Here is a 19919-nt window from a genome sequence, read left to right on the forward strand (position 1 = left end):
CGGAACCGCGCCCCGGGTGCACGCCGAGGCCACGTTCGCGCGAGCGGCCTCCCCGCTGATCGTTCAGCTCGCGGTCGGCCGGAAGCCGTGATCGGCGAGGAAGCGTGCCGTGACCCGTGCCAGCTCCGCCACGTCCGGCTGGGTCAATCCGAGCGTCGACTCGACGCGGCGAGCTTCGGCGACCGGCAAGTCCTGCGCGGTGAGGAAGGTCAGCGCTTCGGCGCTGATCCCGGTCCAGCGGTCGAGACCGGCCTGCAGGCTCATCGCGGCCAGCGGGATCGGCACGCGCAGCCGCGGCGTGGCGACACCCAGCTCGTCCGCGACGATCCGCAGCAGATCGGCCAGCGGCGGAGTGTCGTGCAGCAGCCAGTACTGCCCGCCGGCCGTCTCCGCGAGTTCCGGCGCACCGGCCAGGAACTTCGCGAGGTGGTCCACCGCGACCAGCGGCAACCGGTGATCACGCACGCCCGGCACGATCGGGAGCCGTCCGCGGTGCAGCGCCTGGACGAGGTCCGGCCAGCCCCAGAACTGGGAGGTCTGCCCGGTGCGCGAATCCCCGGTCACCGAAGCCGGATGCACCCTGGTCAACGGGACGCCCGTCGCTTCGGCGATGTCGCGGACGCGCGCATCGGCCGTGAGTTTGGAGTCGTGGTACCGGCTGGTGGCGAGCTTGCTCGAGCGCCGGTGCTGAAACCCGCTGATCAGCACCAGCCGATCGAGGCTCGAGCCGGAGGCGGCCAGTTCGGCGACGCGTTCGGAGCCGCGCACGTTGACCTGCCGAGCCTGCTCGGCAGGCAGCCCGAAAGACATCGCTGCGCCCAGGTGGAAAACCTGGCTCGCAGTGCGGGCGAGCGCGAGGTCAGCGGGGTCCATCCCGAGATCATCACGGGTCAGATCTCCGGCCAGCCCGTGCAGCAGGTCGCTCCGGCCGCCCCGCGCTTCCACCCATTCCCGCAGTTCCGCCAACCTGTGGCGCCCGTCCGGGTTGTCGCGCAGCAACACCGCCACCCGTCGGCCGCCGCCGGTCAGCTCGGGCAACAGCCAGCGGCCGATGAACCCGGTGCCGCCGGTGACGAAGGCGTCGATTCGCTTCATCACCGACCCTCCGCCGCGAGCAGAGCTGCGATGCGGTCCGCGACCTGCCGTAGCGGCGCCACGTCCCGGCGAGTCCGCGCCAGCAGCAGTGCACCCTCCAAAGAGGACAGTACGAGCACCGCCAGCTCCTCGGCCGCCGCGGTGTCCTCGCCGGATTGCACGAGGTGATCGCGGATCGACGCGAGCCACCGGTCGTAGCCCGCCCCGCACGCCGTGCGAACCGACTCGCTGTCCGCGTCGGCATCGAGCGCGACGGTTGCGATCGGACAGCCGTCGAGGAAGTCCGAATCGGCCAATCGCGCCGCGAGCAGAGCTGCGAACTCCCGCACGGCCTGCGCCGGATCCGGCGTGCGCGCCAGGATCTCGTCGATGACCCGGCACAGTTCGTCCGCGCCCTGCCCGACCGCCTCGGCCGCCAACTGGTTCTTGCCGCCGGGGAAGTGGAAGTAGAGCGATCCCTTCGGAGCTCCCGCCTCGGCCAGGACCTGGTTGACCCCGGTCGCGTGGAAGCCCTGCCTGCCGAACAGTTCGCGTGCCGTCACCAGCACCCGGGCTCGAGTCTCGCCGCGCGTCGCCATGGGCAAAACTATAGAGACTGGTCTAGTAATTGCCAATGGTGATCGCGACGGACCCAATCGCGACGGGCTCCGCGGGGACGCGGCATCGTGCCGCGCCGGTGAAGCGGTCGTCCAGCTCGGTGTCGGACCAGGCTCGCCGTGTTCAGTTGTCGGTTTGTTCGGTGGGTACCAGGCCGTCCTCCTCCCTGCGGATCGTGTTGAGCTCGCTGCTGCCGTTGCCCGCGTTCTCCGCGAGCGGCTGCACGGCGCCGCGGAACGACTCGAGCGCGTCGAGTTCGCGGCGGCGGGCGGAGACGAACCGCTGCAGGTGGGTGCTGGAGAGGTTCACCGCCTCGACCGCGCCGGAGGCCGCGCGCTGCGCGCGGACCGCCTGCGCGCGGACCTGATCGATGTCCTCGGCGATGGTGCGTTCGGTCGCCGCGAACAGCGCCGCCGAGGCCAGCACGGCGAAACCGGTCGGCCCGCACAGGAAGACCCGCTTGTCCAGCAGCCACGACAGCAGGCTCGGATCGTTGTCCAGCGCGGTGACCACCGCCGCGTCCGACGGTACGAACATGATCGTGCCGTAGATCGCGTCCGCCCAGCGCTGGTAGCCCTTCCCGGACAACTCGGTGGCGCGGGACCGGATGTTGCGCACGTGCACCCGCAGCGCATCGCTGCGCTCCTGCGGATCGTCGGTGTCCATCGCCTCGGCCCACACCGCGAGGCTGGCCTTCGCGTCCACCGGGACCTGCCGCCCGCCGCCGACGGTGAGCACCATGTCCGGCCGCGCGGAACCGCCGCCGGCGAGGTCGGTCTGCACGCTGAAGTGGATCCCTTCCCGCAGTCCCAGCGACTTCGCCGTCTCGACCAGGACCTGCTCGCCCAGCTCGCCGCGGCCGGAGATGGACGCGAACGCCACCTCGTAGCGCCGCAGCGCCGCCTGCTGCTCGACCGCGCGGGCGCGTTCCGCCTCCACCATGCGCATCGCCTCGTCCGCGCGGCGCGCGGAATCGGTGTAGAGCCGCCAGATCAGCAGCAGAGCCGCCGCGCACAGCAGCATCAGCACGATGACGACGGCGATCAGCACGCCGGTGCCCATCTCGAACTCCTCTCGGCTTGCAGGTGCCACCGATCATTCCGCACCGCACCGACGATCCGGGCGAGATCGTCCGCGGCATTCCGTGATCGGCCGGTCGCACCCGGTTTCACCTGCGGCGCAACGGAATCCGACACGCCGGGGAGTGTCGGGCGCCGCTGCGGCCGACACGCCGAAGCGCCCTGGGGGGTCGACGCGGCTGTCGGTGGACGCCGCTAACTTGACCTCCATGCGGCTGCTGCACACCTCCGACTGGCACGTGGGACGCACGTTCCACGGCCGCGACCTGCTCGCCGAGCAGGAAACGGTGCTGTCCGGGCTGGCCGACCTGGTCGCGGACGAGCACGTCGACGTCGTGGTCGTGGCCGGCGACCTCTACGACCGCGCGGTGCCCTCCGGTGAAGCCGTGGAGACCTGCGTGCGGGTCCTCGGCCGGTTGCGGGCGGCGGGCGCGCAGCTGGTGGTCACCCCGGGCAACCACGACTCCGCCGCCCGCGTCGGGGCGTTCGCCGAGTTCGCGGCGGCCGGGGGGCTGCACCTGCGCACCCGCATCTCCGAACTGCACCAGCCGGTGCTGATCGACGACGAGCACGGTCCGGTCGCCTGCTACGGAATCCCTTACCTGGAACCGGATCCGGCCAAGCAGGCCCTGAACGCCACGGCCGGAGTCGCGGGCGCCTCCGAGGTCGCCGCGCGCGGGCACACCGCCGTGCTCACCGAGGCGATGAACCGCATCCGCGCCGACCTGGCCACCAGAGCGGGCGGAACGCGTTCGGTGGTGCTCGCGCACGGCTTCGTCACCGGCGGCGACGCCAGCGACTCCGAACGCACCATCGCCGTCGGGGGTGTCGAACAGGTGCCGGGCTCGGTCTTCGACGGCGTCGACTACGTCGCGCTGGGCCACCTGCACGGGCCGCAGCGACTGGCCGAGCACCTGCGGTATTCCGGCAGCCCGCTGGCCTACTCGTTCTCCGAGGCGCGGCAACGGAAATCGGTGTGGCTGGTGGACCTGGACGCACCTGGCCTGTCCAATGTGGAGCGCAGGGAGCTGCCGGTGCCGCGCGAGCTGGGCACCGTCGAAGGCACGTTGGAACAGCTGCTCACCGACCCGGAACACGCCGAGCTGGCGGATCGCTTCCTGTCCGTGACGCTGACCGACGAGGTCCGGCCGGTGGACGCGATGCGCAGGCTGCAGGAACGCTTCCCGCACGCGGTTCACCTGGAATGGAAACCCGCGGGCGGGCGCGCGACCGCCGAACTGCACTACTCCGAGGCGGTGCGCGGACGGGACGACGTGGCACTGGCGGACGGCTTCGTCGCCGACTGCCGCGGAGCCGAACCCTCCACGGGGGAACGCTCGCTGCTGGCCGAAGCGCTGCGCGCGGTGGACGTCGCGGAGGTGCGGGAATGAGGCTGCACCGGCTGGAGGTCTCCGCGTTCGGCCCGTACCGCGGCACCGAACGGGTCGACTTCGACGCGCTCGGCGCGGACGGGCTGTTCCTGCTGCACGGCGACACCGGCGCGGGCAAGACGAGCCTGCTGGACGCGGTCGCGTTCGCGCTCTACGGCTCGGTGCCCGGCGTGCGCGACGAAGCCAAGCGGCTGCGCTGCGACACCGCCCCGGACAACCTGGCGACCTCGATCGAGCTGGAGCTGACCGTGCAGGGCCATCGGCTGCGGATCCAGCGCAGCCCCCAGTACGAGCAGCGCAAACAACGCGGCGAGGGCTACACCACCCGGCAGGCCAAAGCTTCGCTGACCTGGCTCGGCGACGTTCCCGGCGGGCAGCCGGCCGAAGGGCTCACCCGCATCCCGGACGTCAACCAGACCGTGCAGCGCCTGCTCGGGATGACCGTGCACCAGTTCACGAAGGTGGTGATGCTGCCGCAGGGCGAGTTCGCGAACTTCCTGCGCGCCGAGAACGCCGAGCGGGAACAGCTGCTGGAGAAGCTGTTCGGCACCGAGCGCTTCGCCGCGGTGGAGCAGTGGTTCGTGCAACGCAGGCGCGAACGGGGCCGTGTGCTGGAGGCGCACAACCAGCAGGCGCGGGAGGTGCTGGCGCGGGTCGCCCAGGTCGTAGGACAGGACCCGGAGGACGGCGACGACCAGCGGATCTGGTTGGAGGGCTGGGAGAAGCAGCTGACCGCCGAACTCGACGAGGCCCGCCGCAACCGCACCGAGCTGGCTCGGCAGCGCGACTCCGCCGAGCAGACGCTGACCGCGCGTCGGGAACTGGCCGACAAAGTGCGCCGAGTGCGCAACGCGCGCGCGGAACTGGACGCGCTGGAGCAGCAGCGCGCTGAGCACGATCAGTGGCGCCGCGAGAAGGACGCCGCTGAGCGGGCGTTGTCGGTGCTCACCGCGCGCCGCGCCGTCGCCGGCGCGGAGACCGAGTTGCGGCAGTCCGCCGAAGAAGTGCAGGCGGCCGCGGACCGCTGCAGCGGCGTGGACACCGCCGCGGAGCTGGACCAACTGCGCTCTTCGGCGGCCGCGCAGCGGGAACGGGCCGGTGCGCTGGCAGAGCTCCTTCCCGAGGCGCAGCAACAGGAAACCGACCAGGCGAAGATCGGCGAGTTCGGCCGCGGCATCGAGTCCGACGAGCAGGCGGCCCAGGAGCTCGCCGACCAGCGCGCTGCGTTGCCGGAACGGATCACCGCGGCACGGCAGCGGCTCGACGAGGCCAAGCAGGCCGAAGCCCGCCGCGAGTCCGCGGAGGCGAAGGTCGAGGAACTGGCCGAACTTCTGAGCACGGCCCGCGAATTGCCCGCTGCGCAGCGGAATCAGGAGCAGTCGGCGCAATCCGCGCGGCGCGCCTTGGACGAGCACCAGCAGGCGCGGGACCTGCTGCTGGACCTGCGGGAACGGCGGCTGGCAGGGATGGCCGCGGAGCTCGCGGACGGCTTGGAAACCGGGCAGCCGTGCCCGGTGTGCGGTTCAGCGCAACATCCGGCGCCGCGCGAAGCCGTCGCCGACCCGGTCGGCGCCGATGACGAGGAACGGGCCCAGCACGCCGAGCAGCAGGCCCAGTCCCGCCGGGAAACCGCGGCGAAAGCCGAGGCCGACGCGCGCCAGTACTTCGACCGGCTGCGGGAACGGGTAGGTGAGCGCACCGAAGCGGAACTGGCCGCGGAGTCCGCCGCAGCGGCCGAAGACCGTGATGCGGTGCGCAAACTCGCCGATCAAGCAGCGGCACGCGCCGACGACCTCGCCGAGCTGGAGGGCTCGGCGGAACGGCTCACCGCGCGGCGCTCCGAACTCGACGCGAAGATCGCCGCGGCGCGCTCCGAACTCGCCGCTCTCCAGGACACAGTGGACAGACGTGCGGCCAGGCTGGACGAGGCACGCGGCGAGCACGCGGGCATCGCCGAGCACCGCGAGCACCTGCTCGACCAGGCCGGACGTCTCGAGCGGCTGGTCACGGCCCGCATCGCCCGCGACGAAGCCGAAATCCGCCTCGAGCGGCAACGCGCAGCGCTGGCCGAAGCCGCCACCGAGGCTGGTTTCGACGGCGTCGACGAAGCCCTCGCGGCCGGGCGCGACGAAGCGCGGCGCGCCGAGCTGGCCGAGGGACTGGCCGAAGCCGAGCGGCGCCGCGCCGCCGCCCAATCGGCGCTGGGCAGCGAAGAGCTCTTCGGCGTGGACGCGGGCACCGAGGTCGGCCTGGAAGCCGCGGCCGAAGCCGCCACCGCCGCCCGCGAGGCCGCTGAACGCGCCATGGCGACCGAGCAACGCCTGGACCAGCGCCACCGCGACCTCACCGACCTGGCGAAACGGCTGCGGAAGGAATGGGACGAACTCGGTCCCGCGAAAGCCGAGTACGACGAGCTGGACGCGCTCACCGACGTGGTCAACGGCCGCGGGCAGAACGCGCGGAAGATGTCGCTGCGCTCGTACGTGCTGGCCGCGCGGCTGGAGGAGGTCGCGATCGCGGGCACCCGCCGGCTGCAGCGGATGAGCGGTGGGCGCTACTCGTTCGTGCACTCCGACGCGGCCGGAGCGCGCGGCACGCGCGGCGGGCTCGGGCTCGACGTGCTCGACGACTACTCCGGGCGGACGCGGTCGGCGAAGACGCTCTCCGGCGGTGAGTCGTTCATGGCTTCGCTTTCGCTGGCGCTGGGCCTGGCCGACGTCGTCGCCGGTGAGTCGGGCGGGGCGCTGCTGGACACCCTGTTCATCGACGAAGGTTTCGGCACGCTCGACGCGAACACCCTTGATCTCGTGATGGACACGCTGGACGAGCTGCGCGCGGGCGGGCGGGTGATCGGCCTGGTCTCGCACGTGGACGAGATGCGGCAACGGATCGGGATGCGGCTGCGCATCCGCAAGTCGCGGGCGGGATCGACGATCGAACTCGACACTTGACCCGCGGAGCCCTCAGATGGGTCGCTGGTTCGCCAGCCACAACAGCATCCCGGCGTAGGAACGCCACGGGCGCCAACGCTGCGCGTGAGCTCGCAGCGCGCCGGGCCGGTCGGGCAGTCCGAGTTCGGCGGCGCCGCGGCGCATCGCGAGATCACCGTCGAGCAGCACGTCCGCGACCCCGAGCACGCGCAGCGCCACGTAGTTCGCCGTCCACGGGCCGATGCCCGGGAAAGTTCGCAGCTGCGCGCTGAGCTCGTCGGCGTCCCGGCCCGGTTCGACCAGCAGCGAGCCGTCCGCCAACGCCTCGCACACGAGCCGCAACGCCTCGGTACGCCGCTTCGGCCCGGTGAGCACTCCGGTGACTCCGGACGCGATCGCTGCGGGTGTGGGGAACAGCCTCGTGATCGTGCCGTCCGCGCAGGTCAACGGCTCCCCGAGGGCTTCGGTGAGCCGTTGCGCCGCGGTACGCGCGGCGGCCACGGACACCTGCTGCCCGAGGACGGCCCGCACCACGATCTCCGCGCCGTCCACGCTTCCGGGGACCCGGACGCCGGGGTGCTTGCGCAGCATCGGAGCGAGTGCCGGGTCGCCGTCGAGGACTTCGGCCACCGCGGCCGGATCGGCGTCGAGATCGAGCAGCCTGCGCGAGTGCGCGATCGCGCTGTCCCGGTCGCGCTGGTCGGCGAGCCGCAGTGTCGCGGCGACGTGGTCTCGCCGAGGCCGCAGCGTCACCGTCCCCGCACCGTGCGCAAGTCGCAGCGCACGGGAGTAGTGCTCGGCCCCGGCGTCCTCCACGCCGCCGACCGCGCGGGCGCGCAGGAACCCGAACAGGGCCGCTGCGTCGAGCGGAGGGCGGAACGGCAGGCGAACGTTCAGCTCGTCGTCGGTCGAGGTCGGGCAGGGCTCGGTCGGCACGGCGTCGATTCTGGCAAGGCCACCGACATGCCGTGGCACGCGAACGCTCGGCGCGGAGTAGGTGACACCGGCTCGATTGATCCCTAATGTCGGCTTCATGGCAAATTCCACGACCGCACGCGGTTTCAAGATCGCCGGTGGGGTGGCGGCGGCGATGCTGGCGCTGACCGTCACCGCGGGCTGCAACGACCCCGCCCCGCCGCCACAACAGCAGCAAGAGCAGCAGGACGGCGACCAGCAAGACGACCAGCAGGACGGTGACGAGCAGGAGCAGGACGACTGACTCCCCCCGCGAGCCGATGCGACGGAGTGAACGGACCGCTGGTCCGAACGAATCGGGCGAAGAGTCCGTTCACTCCGATCGCTGCGCACGTCAGGAGGGGTGGGCGGAGATCGTGCCCGTACCACCTAGACTCACGGCCCGTGAGTCTCACCCTCGGAATCGTCGGGCTGCCCAACGTCGGCAAGTCCACCCTGTTCAACGCGCTGACCAGCAACGACGCGCTCGCCGCGAACTACCCGTTCGCGACCATCGAGCCGAACGTGGGCGTGGTGCCGTTGCCCGACGGCCGCCTCGGCGAACTCGCCGGGATGTTCTCCTCCGAGAAGGTGGTGCCCGCCACCGTCTCGTTCGTGGACATCGCGGGCATCGTCAAGGGCGCGTCCGAAGGCCAGGGGCTGGGCAACAAGTTCCTCGCGAACATCCGCGAGGCGGACGCGATCTGCCAGGTCATCCGCGTCTTCGACGACAGCGACGTGGTGCACGTGGACGGCGACGTGAACCCGGCCGATGACATCGAAACGATCAACACCGAGCTGATCCTCGCCGATATCCAGACGCTGGAGAAGGCGCTGCCCCGGCTGGAGAAGGAAGCCCGCACCCGCAAGGACAAGCGCCCCGCGCTGGATGCGGTGTACGAGGCCAAGGAGATCCTCGACGGTGGCACCACCCTGTTCGCCGCGAACAAGGGCACCGAGGTGCCCGAGCTGCGCGAGCTGAACCTGCTCACCACCAAGCCCTTCCTGTACGTGTTCAACGCCGATGAGGGCGTGCTGGCCGACGAGCAGCGCAAGCAGCAGTTGCGCGACCTGGTGGCGCCCGCCGACGCGGTGTTCCTGGACGCCAAGGTCGAATCCGAACTGATCGAACTGGACGAGGAATCCGCCCGCGAGCTGCTGGAGTCCGTCGGGCAGCCGGAGCCGGGCCTGAATGCGCTGGCCCACGCCGGGTTCCACACCTTGGGCCTGCAGACTTATCTGACCGCCGGGCCGAAGGAGGCCCGCGCCTGGACGATTCCGCAGGGCGCCACCGCTCCGCAGGCGGCCGGGGTGATCCACACCGATTTCGAACGCGGTTTCATCAAGGCCGAGATCGTGTCCTACCCGGACCTGATCGAGGCCGGTTCCATGCAGGCGGCCCGCTCGGCGGGCAAGGTCCGGATGGAAGGCAAGGAGTACATCATGTCCGACGGCGACGTGGTGGAGTTCCGCTTCAACGTGTAGCGAAATATCGGCGAGCTTATACCGCTCCTGGTGAACAAAGTCAAACTCGCTGTTCAGTAAATGGGAGCCCGCTCTGACGTACCCGGTATGTCATGGCGGGTTCCTGTTTTTGCTCGGGATGGTGCTGACTTGGTGATGAGTTCGCAAGCTAGATCAAGTCCTCAAAGGACGTTCCAGTAGCCCGGCATCCAACGCTGTGGCGGCCGGGGCGACTACGGCCTTTGGCGCTTGGAGTGCTCCCGTAGCTGCCGCTTCGAGTCCTCAAGGTCGAAGCGGCCTTGCCCGCCTGGCGTGTAGAACTCTGGCTCCAAGATTCCGGCCTGCACGTACCGCGCCACGGAGCGGCGCGAGATACCTAGCTCATCCGCGAGTTGGCTGGACGTGAGCAGCTTTGGCCTGGGCACGGCCCGAAAGTGGCACGAATGGCGCAACTTGTCTCAGTTGCTGACTCAGATGCGCTATGGTGGCCCATATGGCTCAGTTGTCCCAGTTTCCCATGGTCGTGATCGACGGCCGGGAATGGTGGGCGTGTCCCGCCAAGGGCGCGGACTGCGGACGGTCCCTCGTGGACTTCGGGTCATGGGGCCTGGATGCCCTCGAACTCCATGTGCAGCGAGAGCACCCCGAATGGTGGTGGGCACAGCAGCGTGCCTCTGTGGCTGCCCGTCCCCGTAACCAGCTTCGAGACAGTGCCCATTCCGTGGAGGCGCACAACAGCGAACGAGCAAGCTAAAGCCGCATAGCGCACCGATACACATCACTCGGCTGACCGGGTGATGCGTAGTTCTACGCTCCCTGCCACATACCAGGTTCGATACAGTCTCCCCTGATCAACGCGCAGTGATCAGGGGAGGAAGCGCGTGAACGTCCGTGTCGATCCGGAGACGCTAGCTGCCCTGGCCGGTGAACTCGAACAGTCCAGCAGCAAGCTTGCCCACGCACAGCCCGCGCCAGAAGCCGATGCAGGTCCGTCCGGTCCGGCCGTGAACGAGACCCTGGCTGAACTCATGCGCGCCGCCGCAGGTCTTGCCGAGGAAACCGCCAAGACCGCCGATGCGCTGCACTCCGGCAAGGCGGTCTACCTCGACACTGACGCGGCCAACGCAGATCAGATCAACCAGATCCGTCCGCGCTGAGCACCGGGGAGCGCAGTACACATGCCGCTGAATATCTTCGTGTCCGGTGACCCTGGGTCGGTCCGGGCAACAGCCGAAGCAGTCCGTCAGCTCGCAACCGGGGTTGAAGACAACGCGACCGGTTGGCACCAGACCCGCAGTCGCTCAGAAGCCGATTGGGAAGGGCAAGCGGGCGATGGCTTCCGAGCGAAAGCAGGCACCACAGCCCGAGACGCTGACGCTCTCGATCAGTTGTTCCTTGGCATCAATCGGGCGCTGACCGCGTTTGCGGACGATTTGACGACCGTCAAGGCGCGTATGGACCAAGCGCGACAGGTTGGAACCGGCGGCGGTCTGAAGATGATGGGAAGCACGCTCATCCTCGAACCTGGTCCGATGCCGTTGCCTCCAGACGAGAACAAGCGCCAGCAAGCCGCGTATAAAGAAGCTCGCGAAACCATCGAGCAAGCGCGGCGCATGGAGAAGACAGCCCACGAACGTCTGAATGCGGCGCTGAAAGCCAATGCTAACGGACTCGGACACATCAGCAGTGCCGGGACTTGGGCACAGGCTGCCGCAGCGGCAACTAGCCCTGCCGCTATGGCTCTAGCCAAGGCGGCAACAGTGATGGACGATCGCGCGGTCAATGCGACTAAAGGGATGTTCGAGAAGGCGGCTGCGACGGGTCCTGCCGCTGTTGGTGGCTTGTGGGGTTCGATGACCAGTGCCCAACGCGCCGACCTGATGGACCGATACCCGCACATGGTCGGCAACACCAACGGCATTCCCTCAGCCACGCGCGATGTTGCCAACCGCTCCATCCTCGCATCACAGCGCCAAGCGATCTCTGGAAAGATCAGCGCGCTTCGGAACGAGATGCGTGAAGATTTTGAACGTCATGGGCACAGTGACACGGCAAAGGGTAAGCAGATCAACGAGCTGAGTGACGCACTCAGCGGTATCGATTCCTTGCAGGGCAAGCTGGGCACATCGGCCGATGCAAGCAATTACTACTTGCTCGGTATCGACTCGACAGCCGAACATCGCGGACAAGCCATCATCGCCAACGGTAACCCGGACCACGCTGACAATACGATGACCCTTGTTCCAGGTACATTCAGCGATCTCGGCGACGCCACCGACTACGTCGAACAGAACGACAAGGTGTTGGACCGAGCCAACGAGCTGTCGGGTGGCAAGAACGCTGCGATCACCTGGGCAGACTACGAGTCTCCCAACCACTTGTTGCCCAATGCAGCGTTCAGCGGCTACGCGGAGAATGCGCATGGCGATCTCTCGAATTTCCAAGAGGGCCTTCGAGTCACCCACGAAGGCGAGACACCTTCACACAACACGTTGGTTGGCCACAGCTACGGTTCAACGGTGGCCGGGGAGGCCGCGGCGAACGGCGGGTCGCACGCAGATGACGTCGTGTTCCTCGGTAGTCCCGGTGTCGGTGTCGACGACGCCAGCGAGCTAGGAGTACCCAGCGACCACGTATGGGCAGCGAAGTCGGAAAGCGACGTCATCGACTGGACTCCGTCCACGAACCCTCTCGACTGGGGACCAACTGTTTTCGGTGGTACCGACCATGCACGTTACGGCGTCGACCCCACCGACCCGACTTTCGGTGGACAGGTGATGCCGACAGATCCGAACGGCGGGCATGGCGACTACTGGGACAAGGCGCCTTCGCGTGAGAGCATGGCGCGGATCATGACGGGCACGAACGGCGGAGGAGCAGCAGCACCGTGATGCCGACAGAGAACCAAGCCGATCAAGGCATCAAATACAAACCGCTACGGATCACGGGCATCGTAGTCGGTGGGCTAATCATGGCGCTCAGCTTGGTCGGCTGGTTCCCCTACCTCGGTGCGTCGCTGACCGGATTCGATCCTGGTGACTCCGGCCCCGGCGTGACAAACCAACAGCTCATCGGCATGTTTTTCGCGCTATGGATTGTGCCGTGGCTGGTCGGGTTGGTGCTTGTTCTGGTCGCCATCACTGGATGGCTGCGCCGCACGCTCTGGGCATTGCTCGGATTGACAGGTGTCATGCTCTCTGTTTCGCTAGTCACTTATCTGGTCGGGACCGCCTAGATTCGAGTGCTGCGACTCATCCCTTATCGGTTGCAAGCCATCCCTTATATGCTTCTTCATCATATCGACCATCCACTCCCAGCGATCAGGGTACGGTAATTCCACCAAGAATCCATGGTTACACAGGTCGCCGTCACTATTGCGGCACCACTGCACGCCAGCAAGGTCAGTGAACTGAATCTCAATACCACGATGGGCAATCAAGCTACAGAAACTTTCAAAGCACGCACCTTTCAGTCGTTCGATCTCGTGCCCGAATTCTTCTTCGTGTTCAAGGTGGTCCATTCCGAGCGATGACAGAACTTCAGCGAAAAGATCGTAAGAGTAGGCTCTTGCCCACTCGGTCGCACTGCGGTACCTGACCTCCTTGGCCTCGTTGGAGGGCACCACAACAGCTTCCAAGGTGTCCGGCCTGGTTCGAGTAGTTAACCGACAGGATAGGCCGAACACTGGAAGATTGCTAGCATTCAAGTAATTTACATATAATTCGCTCGCGACAGAATCTCCGCGATGCTCGATCCAAGCAGCTACTTTCGAAGCCTGCTCGCTCTTATCTTTCTCGTTACGTTCTTCCTGCGCATCGAGCGCAATCTGTGCTTGAGTTCTAGCCGCTCTCGCACTCCAGTGCGAGTTGTATGCCGTCCAGCTAGTAAAGATCAGAGCGCAGGACGCGACGATAGCCGATACCCAAGACGGTAGGTTTCCCAGCCAATCAGTCACGTGATGATCGTAGCAGCGCTAGGAACCGAGTAGGTCGAAGTGGAACCCGATTGCCACGGCAAAGAACGCGAGCCATCGAGTCGTATTTGCATGTCGTCCGACTGTAAGCAGCTTGGATAGTATCCGCAATGACTGCCTAGTGACGTAGGGAATTGCAATTAAGAGGCCAACTGCGACGAACCCAACTAAAGGAATCGCAAGAAGAAGCAACAACGAAGACCTTGAGGAAACTTCATAGTAAAAAAGGAGCGCAAGAGGAAGCATGATCGCATAAACTACAAGAAACTCAACTAAGGCTGACTTGTTTTTCCCCTTGAGTCTCTGCGCCCAACTCTTGTACCCCTTAGCGGTTCTCTCTAGATTATCCGCGATTCGGAGCATCCGTTCCGGGCCGATGAGGTCGAGCACTGCTGCCACACCGCCCGCGAATTGGAGAATCTTTCCGATTCGCGCCCACCACAGGAACGGAAGTCCCCACATAGCGAAGTCTTCAAGCTTTGCCCCGGACCCCCACAAGGTCCAGGCTTCGCAATAGTCCACTTCGACCAAGTTGCCTCCCAGGTTGAGAGGCAACTCTAGCGAATGATCAGTCTGCAAATGGCGCATACCCTTGTTCCGTAATATGCAACAGATCGCCTTCTGACCTGTACACAGGATCGGGGGCGCTATACAGGCCGATCTCTGAGCACGCGGGGAGGACTCCCTCCCCTGCCCTTAACGCTCCGACTTCTCTCGAAACACTCCTTCAACCTGCTCCACTGGAGGAGCCTCCATCCAAGAGGGCTTGAGACAGCCGCCATACTTACGTTGATGTGCCCTGAAAAGCTCCCAGCTAGACCACGAGACATGACATCGGGAACAGTGCTTGATGTCATCGCCAGTCCATCGAACGGCACACATGCGACAGCGATGCACACGCTCATTGACGCGCTGAGTTGGGTCCTGGATAAGTGGCATACTGAGTCTTTCTTAGCGTAAGCATTTGGCTTGGAAGTGCCATAGCCGTTCTTCTTGGTCGGACTTTTTATCGGAGTGAGAGACGTAGACCTCCGCGCAGTAGGGGCACTGCGATGTCTTCGGGTCTTGTTGGAACCGACACATAGAGCACAGTCGCTCTCGCTTCCGTTTGCGGTACTCCTTTCCGCATCGGAGGCACTTCCGGATCGCTCGGCAATCATCACACTGAGACCGGCGGTTTCCGTGGGTATATATCTCCCGTCCGCAGAGGCAAAGCTTGGTAAGTGGTGGAGCTAGCACAATGCTGGTTCTCCCTTCCTGGTCAGAGAATCCCTAAATCCCTTCGAGATCTAAACTGGAGCGGTGGGCCTGGGTGGGTTTTTCGGGGTTTAGAGAATCTCTCAGGGCTTCTCAGAGCTTGATAGAGCAAGGGGACCGCCCACCTAGAGCGGCCCCCGAAGAGACGAGGTGATTACCAGCGTCCACCTCGTCCGCGCTCTATTTCGACTCGAAGAAGATGCCCTGCCGATGCCTTCCTCTGCCGATCATCAACGAACCCCTGAGTTGGATCATGTGCGGGCTGACTTTCTTGGGAAGATTCTTCTTCCTCTGGAGCCGTCGTCTCCGACTTGCCGTCACGGAGAAAACGGGCGAAGAAATCCTTGGGGTCCTCACTCATGCTGCTTCCTTACCAACCGGATTACGTTCGGCGGCATCCGCCGGGTGAATCAGGTTCACTGGAATGTGGTTGTGAACCAACGTGACGAACGGATCGAGCGGGCTATAGGGGTTAATGCCCACCTGGTGACTCGCGGAGAGCTGCCTAGCTGCGTCCAAGTACGCTTGCTGCGACGCAGGCTCTCCAAGCTGAAAGACAGCGATCCCAAATCCGTCTTGCTTGTTGGCAGTCAAGTACCCCAACGATCGAGAGACGCTGTTATAAGCTCTCCAGTAGCGCCGCATTTCAGCGGCGGAGGTAGTTGCCTGGTTGAGGTTCTCGAAGTCCTCCGAACCCAGTTGCCAGGTGGACGTGATCTCCATGTTGGGCAGCTTGCCTACGGCCTCACTGAACTTCGGCACCAGAGCATTGAAGTTAATGCAAAGCGCCTCAAAGATTCGGCCCTCATCAGCAAAGAGCGCATCAAAGAGATTTCGGAACTTAGCAGTCTGCATGTCCTGCTGGAAGTTCAAGTTGTCCCATGCAAGAACTTCCACCGCGTAGGCACGGGCAAGCTCATTGGCTGCTTCGGAAAACTCCTCCGCTGCTGCCTCCCTGAGACGCTTCTGAGCCCTGGGCACCGCACTACGGTCAGCGGCTGCCTTGGCGTAGGTGACAGCCTCAAGGAGGCGCGCTGAGGGTTCGATATCGGCTTCCCGGAGAATGTCCGGGATCTTCTGGAGGGTCTGGATCTGTGCTGCTTGCTGGATATCGGTCATGATGAGTTCCTTTCCTGGTCGTTCGGTACTGCGGTAGCTGAGCCGTACTCAGCAAGCCATTGGGCACGCTTACGCGCCTGTGACTCCCTCGCCCGCTTGTTCTTGCAGTGGCGGCAGCGAGCCGTTCCATATATCCAATACGTATTTGTAGGGGTGCGGGAGCACCCGCACCGGAAGGTATCCATGTTCACGCTCCTGTAGATGGTCAGCACTGGACAAATAGAGAAACCCCTTCCGGCCCGATGATCCGGAAGGGGCTGCCGTAGGAAGGTGAGATATCCTTACGGAGTCAGGACAGGCACAGAAGTCCGGAATACACAGGGGCAAGGCCGCTAAAGGAGGAAACGCGGCTTTGCCTCCTGCGGAGCAGCGCAACAGCATGGGCTGCTCGCGCTCTATCCGGCCGTGTTCTCATCGGCCGGATATTTCACATAACCCAAGATTATTTGATTCAGAGTATTTCAACCGGCCTACGGCCGGAGATGCTACATTACTAGGAGTTAGTACTTAGATTGAGTATGACAACAGGACAACGGATTGGAAGACAGGTCCCCCTACCCCCAAAAAATCTCAGATAGAGCTGGGGTAGGAGAATCCACCTTCCGATCCGTGTCAGGGTGTCACCATGACAGGCAGGTATCCGGTGGCCGCATTCGAGCTAGCTCCTAGCTCTGGACTTCGAACAGGCCCAGCCTTACGGCTGTGACAGAGGCTCACCGCCCAGTGAGCTTGTCCCCAGAGGTATTCACCCTCCATAGGTATAGATTATTCGGACACTTTGGGTTCTGACCTGGAATTATCTGTGCCGCCAGCCATGTTCTCAGAACGTCAGGATCATCAGCTCCTGTAGCCTTCATGGCTCGCTGAGCATCTACCTTCATGCACAGCAACTCTTCCCACTCAGGCTGATCCAGGTAGGCTGGTAGCTCGGACCAATCGGTCTCATACTTGGATTCCCTTCCTGGCTCCGGAAGGCATCGCTGAATAGCTGGAGAAGTCTCAGGAGCGGTTGTGTCCCACCAGAAGGGTTCAAGAGCTGTCAGAGGATCTCGCGTACAGGTGAAGTAACGACGTTTGCGGTTGTCATCCCAGATCGTCCTGAAGCTTCCCTGTACTGCTGGAAGTTCGCCACGGGCTGTTCTGCCAACGTCGAGCGGAGGAGCAAGGAGATTATGGTCATCACGTTCCCGGTACCATTCTTCAACCCTACTCCTATCACGAGCAAACGGAAAACGATGTTGGGCGCCTGAATCTCGGTGATCATCATACGGCGGGAGCCCTTCAATTCCTAGCTCATTAGGGAGTGTCCAGACTGACCCTGACGGTATCCAGCTAGCTCCTTCGCGCAGGTGGTCGCCACGTTGAGTATGGCGATACTCGTGTGACCACCTCTGCGTGGCCTTCGTTCGTTCTACTTGCTCCTTCAGCGGCATCGGTTGGTATGCGCTCGGGGCAATATACCCCTCCTTGGTTTGTGGCGGTCGAGATACATTCGGTCTGCGAACGCGACAGGGATACTCCTCACCTGGTGGGTTATGCCAGGCTTGCCCTTGAGTTTCTGCTTTCTTGAATCCCTCCCTCTGCTGGTGATTTCTTGCACGACTCTTAGCGCGATTGAGGTTGTCCAACTTCTTTTTGTGTTTTGGGCTACAGGTTCGTGGTGGGCGACCGCCCTTCGATGTATAGGAAAATGGCCGTCCGCACGGGGGCCAGGCACAAACAGCACTCCTGATCTTGCTCTTAGTGGCGCCCATCAGTCGCCGGTCTCCCACTCCTGCGCCAAGCGCTCAACATCCCTCAACCTGAACCTCAGCGCTCCGCTCGTTCCGCCACCGATACGGACTCCTTTGAGCTGCCACATTTTCCAGTTCTGATAGACGGTTTTTGGAGCCACACCCAGGTGTTCGGCCACGTCCTCCACGGTCATAAGTCGGCTGGTCATTGCCTGTTCTCCTCCTCTACCTATCCGGGCGTGTCCCGGAGCTGCCCCCACCAGACATGCCCAACCTAGGGGTGTCAAGACGTGTGCGGTCGTTACTTCCATGCTTGACCAACCTAGGTATGGCGGTCTACGGTGCGAGCCATGGAGGAGGAGAACAGCCGCAGGCAGCCACCACGGGTAGGCATCGCACAAGATATTTGGCCCTGGCAGGTGAGCATGGAATGGCCGAAAGACGTAGACCAAGGAGGACCCTGGTATCTGGCAATTCGCCCCCACCCTGGGGCTAGCGACGAGGAGCTAGCCGGAGGGCTGTCCTCAACCGTGCTCAGGAAGCTGGACTTCAAGAAAGCTGCTGAGGAATGGCGAGAGGTCTCAAAATCAGAAGGTTCCTTTGAGCTAACTCAAGCAATGCTGGATGAGGTCTCCTCTACGCTAAAGGATGCTTCGAAAGAAGGGGTCACTGACGAGTATCTGTCGTTCTTGGCATACCTCTACGTTGAGTTTGTCCAACTGGGATTTCAGCCCGTGACAACGAACCTTGCAGAACTTGCCGGTAGGCGGCCGGAAACGATACGTGCCCACCTCAAATCCGCCCGAACTCAAGGACTTCTTACGGCTGTGAAGGGCAGAGCCGGAGGAAAGCTTACTGGTAAGGCTCAGGAGATTCTTGCTTCAATGAAGGATGAAAGCTAAATGGCTACTGTTTGGCAGAAGTGCAGAGATGGCTACCCGAAAAGAACTGATCCGCCGTGTGAGGGTCCGAAGTGCGGGCACCCTTGGACTGTCCGTTATCGGGAACCGGGTGGGCGGACTGCGAAGCAGCGTGAGAAGTCGTTCCCAAGGAAGAAGGAGGCAGATGCGTACGCCTCGAAGGTTGAGAACGACAAGAATGAAGGCGTCTACCTTGATCCGAAACGGGGAGCGATTACGCTTCGGGCCTGGGCCGAGCAATGGCTAGGACAGATCATCGTAGGCGAGTCCACTCGGAGGAACTACGAAGGGTTCATTGAGAAGTGGCTAGTTCCGAATATTGGACGTAAGACGCTCTCGGGTCTTACCGCGTCGGACGTACAGAGCTTGGTAAACAAGATGCACCGCTCTGGACTGGCTGCTTCGACTATCAGCGACCGGCTTAATCCGCTACGAGCGATGATGCGGGCCGCCATTCGTGAGAAGAGGATTGCCGACAGCCCCTGTGAAGGGGTCACGTTGCCTCGCAGGGGGACCAGCGCGGTAGGTGAGGATGAGATCCCTACACTGGAGCAGGTGCACGCGATTGCGCGGAACATCAGCGGTCAGTATGCGCTGAGTATCTGGCTGATGGCGGGTGCTGGTCTCCGGATCAGTGAGGCGCTGGGCTTCTCGGTTGACTGCGACAGGGGAGACTTCCTGCGGTCGCGGCGGCAGGTTAGTTCCAAGGCCAATCAAGGTGATTGCCGGACACGGTTGGTCCCGCTGAAGCATCGGACGGAGGATGAGTACCGGGACGTTCCGCTACCGCCCTTCCTGTCCGCTGAGATCGAAGCTCATATTGATCAGTGGGGTGTGACAGATGTGGAAGGGTTTCAGGTTCTCTTTGCCCCACGTGAGCGAGGCAAAGGAACCATGCCTACCGCTACGACGTATGGCTACCACTGGCGGAAGGCTCTGGAGGCTGCTGGCCTGACCGTGTTGGTAGACGGGAAGGTGAAGCCCTTGTTCACCCCGCATTCCCTACGACACTTCTTCGCCTCGACTGCGCTTGGTGGGGGCGTGCCGCTGCTGGAGGTGTCCCGGTGGCTTGGGCACCGCTCGATCAAGGTCACGGCTGATACCTACGGGCACCTGACCCCGGACGCCCCGGAGAGGTTCCGGACGGTCATGCAGGATGCTCTACGGCCAGCGCTCAAGGCAGTTGCGAGCTGACATGTGCTGACCCGTGCTGGTTCTGTGCTGACCCGGAAAGATCGACATCTCATCTTTGCAGGTCAGAGCATATGGGGTAGATGTTCCGCTTCAACGTGTGAGGCCGCTGGAGTTTCGCGGTGGCGCGTCCCGCGGCAATTCGGTTTCGCGGCGCAACCCGACCGGTTCATTGTCGATCGGTTGACCCCCGATCGGGGTCACGTCACGCGTCGA

Annotated in this window: 19 protein-coding genes; 9 read left to right on the forward strand and 10 right to left on the reverse strand. The window is 64.2% G+C overall.

All coding sequences use genetic code 11. The annotated features are described in order from the left end of the window. Positions 1 to 63 precede the first annotated feature (63 nt). The 3 genes from V1457_RS11925 to V1457_RS11935 form a co-directional block, all read right to left on the reverse strand. Positions 64 to 1095 (reverse strand): SDR family oxidoreductase, encoded by a 1032-nt coding sequence (locus V1457_RS11925; RefSeq protein ID WP_338603496.1) that lies wholly within the window; start codon positions 1093 to 1095, stop codon positions 64 to 66. Continuing rightward, complete coding sequence (locus V1457_RS11930; RefSeq protein ID WP_338603499.1) at positions 1095 to 1673, reverse strand: TetR/AcrR family transcriptional regulator; 579 nt, start codon at positions 1671 to 1673, stop codon at positions 1095 to 1097. The genes V1457_RS11925 and V1457_RS11930 overlap by 1 nt, the downstream gene beginning before the upstream one ends. Positions 1674 to 1815: 142 nt before the next feature. Next, the gene (locus V1457_RS11935) at positions 1816 to 2754 is read right to left on the reverse strand and encodes a DNA recombination protein RmuC (protein ID WP_200073251.1); all 939 of its coding nucleotides are present in this window, start codon (positions 2752 to 2754) and stop codon (positions 1816 to 1818) included. Between the two features lie 226 nt (positions 2755 to 2980). Between V1457_RS11935 and V1457_RS11940 the strand changes: the two genes are divergently transcribed. Next, positions 2981 to 4162, forward strand: a complete 1182-nt coding sequence (locus tag V1457_RS11940; RefSeq protein ID WP_295149657.1) for an exonuclease SbcCD subunit D C-terminal domain-containing protein — start codon at positions 2981 to 2983, stop codon at positions 4160 to 4162. Then, positions 4159 to 7113, forward strand: a complete 2955-nt coding sequence (locus V1457_RS11945) for an SMC family ATPase (RefSeq protein WP_338603504.1) — start codon at positions 4159 to 4161, stop codon at positions 7111 to 7113. The genes V1457_RS11940 and V1457_RS11945 overlap by 4 nt, the downstream gene beginning before the upstream one ends. Before the next feature lie 12 nt (positions 7114 to 7125). On the opposite strand, the gene V1457_RS11950 is transcribed toward V1457_RS11945, so the two are convergent. Beyond that, the gene (locus V1457_RS11950; protein ID WP_338603507.1) at positions 7126 to 8028 is read right to left on the reverse strand and encodes an AlkA N-terminal domain-containing protein; all 903 of its coding nucleotides are present in this window, start codon (positions 8026 to 8028) and stop codon (positions 7126 to 7128) included. Positions 8029 to 8125: 97 nt separating this feature from the next. Between V1457_RS11950 and V1457_RS11955 the strand changes: the two genes are divergently transcribed. Together V1457_RS11955 and ychF are read left to right on the forward strand one after the other, a co-directional pair. Then, positions 8126 to 8311 carry a hypothetical protein gene (locus tag V1457_RS11955; protein ID WP_200073255.1) on the forward strand — a complete coding sequence of 62 codons (186 nt, stop codon included), beginning with the start codon at positions 8126 to 8128 and terminating at the stop codon, positions 8309 to 8311. Positions 8312 to 8451: 140 nt separating this feature from the next. Further along, positions 8452 to 9531 (forward strand): redox-regulated ATPase YchF, encoded by a 1080-nt coding sequence (ychF, locus tag V1457_RS11960; protein ID WP_200073256.1) that lies wholly within the window; start codon positions 8452 to 8454, stop codon positions 9529 to 9531. A 212-nt stretch (positions 9532 to 9743) separates the two neighbouring features. Here ychF and V1457_RS11965 read toward each other — a convergent pair whose 3' ends face one another. Next, positions 9744 to 9935 carry a MerR family transcriptional regulator gene (locus V1457_RS11965; RefSeq protein WP_200073257.1) on the reverse strand — a complete coding sequence of 64 codons (192 nt, stop codon included), beginning with the start codon at positions 9933 to 9935 and terminating at the stop codon, positions 9744 to 9746. Between the two features lie 456 nt (positions 9936 to 10391). Here V1457_RS11965 and V1457_RS11970 point away from each other — a divergent pair, with 456 nt between their 5' ends. The 3 genes from V1457_RS11970 to V1457_RS11980 are packed head-to-tail and all read left to right on the forward strand — an operon-like array spanning position 10392 to position 12745. Next, entirely contained in the window at positions 10392 to 10667 is a 276-nt protein-coding gene (locus V1457_RS11970) for a hypothetical protein (protein WP_243789895.1), read from the forward strand. Between the two features lie 21 nt (positions 10668 to 10688). After that, positions 10689 to 12401, forward strand: a complete 1713-nt coding sequence (locus V1457_RS11975) for an alpha/beta hydrolase (RefSeq protein WP_338603516.1) — start codon at positions 10689 to 10691, stop codon at positions 12399 to 12401. Next, positions 12401 to 12745: a hypothetical protein gene (locus tag V1457_RS11980; RefSeq protein ID WP_243789893.1), complete on the forward strand. Its 345-nt coding sequence runs from the start codon at positions 12401 to 12403 to the stop codon at positions 12743 to 12745. Before V1457_RS11975 ends, V1457_RS11980 begins: the two co-directional genes overlap by 1 nt. On the opposite strand, the gene V1457_RS11985 is transcribed toward V1457_RS11980, so the two are convergent. The 5 genes from V1457_RS11985 to V1457_RS12005 all read right to left on the reverse strand — a co-directional run bounded on the left by V1457_RS11985 (position 12716) and on the right by V1457_RS12005 (position 17801). Continuing rightward, complete coding sequence (locus tag V1457_RS11985; RefSeq protein ID WP_338603519.1) at positions 12716 to 13465, reverse strand: hypothetical protein; 750 nt, start codon at positions 13463 to 13465, stop codon at positions 12716 to 12718. The two genes, V1457_RS11980 and V1457_RS11985, sit on opposite strands and share 30 nt — an antisense overlap. Positions 13466 to 13483: 18 nt before the next feature. Then, positions 13484 to 14014, reverse strand: coding sequence for a hypothetical protein (locus V1457_RS11990; protein ID WP_338603522.1), 531 nt, complete (start codon positions 14012 to 14014; stop codon positions 13484 to 13486). An 880-nt stretch (positions 14015 to 14894) separates the two neighbouring features. Further along, on the reverse strand, positions 14895 to 15101 hold the full coding sequence (locus tag V1457_RS11995) for a hypothetical protein (protein WP_338603525.1): 207 nt from the start codon (positions 15099 to 15101) through the stop codon (positions 14895 to 14897). Next, positions 15098 to 15859 carry a hypothetical protein gene (locus V1457_RS12000; RefSeq protein WP_338603528.1) on the reverse strand — a complete coding sequence of 254 codons (762 nt, stop codon included), beginning with the start codon at positions 15857 to 15859 and terminating at the stop codon, positions 15098 to 15100. Before V1457_RS12000 ends, V1457_RS11995 begins: the two co-directional genes overlap by 4 nt. A 1753-nt stretch (positions 15860 to 17612) precedes the next feature. Continuing rightward, positions 17613 to 17801 (reverse strand): helix-turn-helix domain-containing protein, encoded by a 189-nt coding sequence (locus tag V1457_RS12005; protein ID WP_338603531.1) that lies wholly within the window; start codon positions 17799 to 17801, stop codon positions 17613 to 17615. Between the two features lie 141 nt (positions 17802 to 17942). On the opposite strand from V1457_RS12005, the gene V1457_RS12010 reads away from it, so the two are divergent. Then, entirely contained in the window at positions 17943 to 18494 is a 552-nt protein-coding gene (locus tag V1457_RS12010) for a hypothetical protein (protein ID WP_338603534.1), read from the forward strand. Continuing rightward, positions 18495 to 19706: a tyrosine-type recombinase/integrase gene (locus V1457_RS12015; RefSeq protein WP_338603537.1), complete on the forward strand. Its 1212-nt coding sequence runs from the start codon at positions 18495 to 18497 to the stop codon at positions 19704 to 19706. The last annotated feature ends 213 nt before the right edge of the window (positions 19707 to 19919 follow it).

Origin of the sequence: Saccharopolyspora sp. SCSIO 74807 (assembly GCF_037023755.1) — a bacterium.
Lineage (GTDB): Bacteria > Actinomycetota > Actinomycetes > Mycobacteriales > Pseudonocardiaceae > Saccharopolyspora_C > Saccharopolyspora_C galaxeae.

What these genes read in the sequence shown, in the direction of transcription:
- V1457_RS11995 (WP_338603525.1), bottom strand. Translation starts at nt 15,101, where the DNA reads ATGAGTGAGGACCCCAAGGATTTCTTCGCCCGTTTTCTCCGTGACGGC.
- V1457_RS11980 (WP_243789893.1), top strand. Translation starts at nt 12,401, where the DNA reads ATGCCGACAGAGAACCAAGCCGATCAAGGCATCAAATACAAACCGCTA.
- V1457_RS11945 (WP_338603504.1), top strand. Translation starts at nt 4,159, where the DNA reads ATGAGGCTGCACCGGCTGGAGGTCTCCGCGTTCGGCCCGTACCGCGGC.
- V1457_RS11925 (WP_338603496.1), bottom strand. Translation starts at nt 1,095, where the DNA reads ATGAAGCGAATCGACGCCTTCGTCACCGGCGGCACCGGGTTCATCGGC.
- V1457_RS12005 (WP_338603531.1), bottom strand. Translation starts at nt 17,801, where the DNA reads ATGACCAGCCGACTTATGACCGTGGAGGACGTGGCCGAACACCTGGGT.
- V1457_RS11955 (WP_200073255.1), top strand. Translation starts at nt 8,126, where the DNA reads ATGGCAAATTCCACGACCGCACGCGGTTTCAAGATCGCCGGTGGGGTG.
- V1457_RS11975 (WP_338603516.1), top strand. Translation starts at nt 10,689, where the DNA reads ATGCCGCTGAATATCTTCGTGTCCGGTGACCCTGGGTCGGTCCGGGCA.
- V1457_RS12010 (WP_338603534.1), top strand. Translation starts at nt 17,943, where the DNA reads ATGGAGGAGGAGAACAGCCGCAGGCAGCCACCACGGGTAGGCATCGCA.
- V1457_RS12015 (WP_338603537.1), top strand. Translation starts at nt 18,495, where the DNA reads ATGGCTACTGTTTGGCAGAAGTGCAGAGATGGCTACCCGAAAAGAACT.
- V1457_RS11935 (WP_200073251.1), bottom strand. Translation starts at nt 2,754, where the DNA reads ATGGGCACCGGCGTGCTGATCGCCGTCGTCATCGTGCTGATGCTGCTG.
- V1457_RS11940 (WP_295149657.1), top strand. Translation starts at nt 2,981, where the DNA reads ATGCGGCTGCTGCACACCTCCGACTGGCACGTGGGACGCACGTTCCAC.
- V1457_RS12000 (WP_338603528.1), bottom strand. Translation starts at nt 15,859, where the DNA reads ATGACCGATATCCAGCAAGCAGCACAGATCCAGACCCTCCAGAAGATC.
- V1457_RS11930 (WP_338603499.1), bottom strand. Translation starts at nt 1,673, where the DNA reads ATGGCGACGCGCGGCGAGACTCGAGCCCGGGTGCTGGTGACGGCACGC.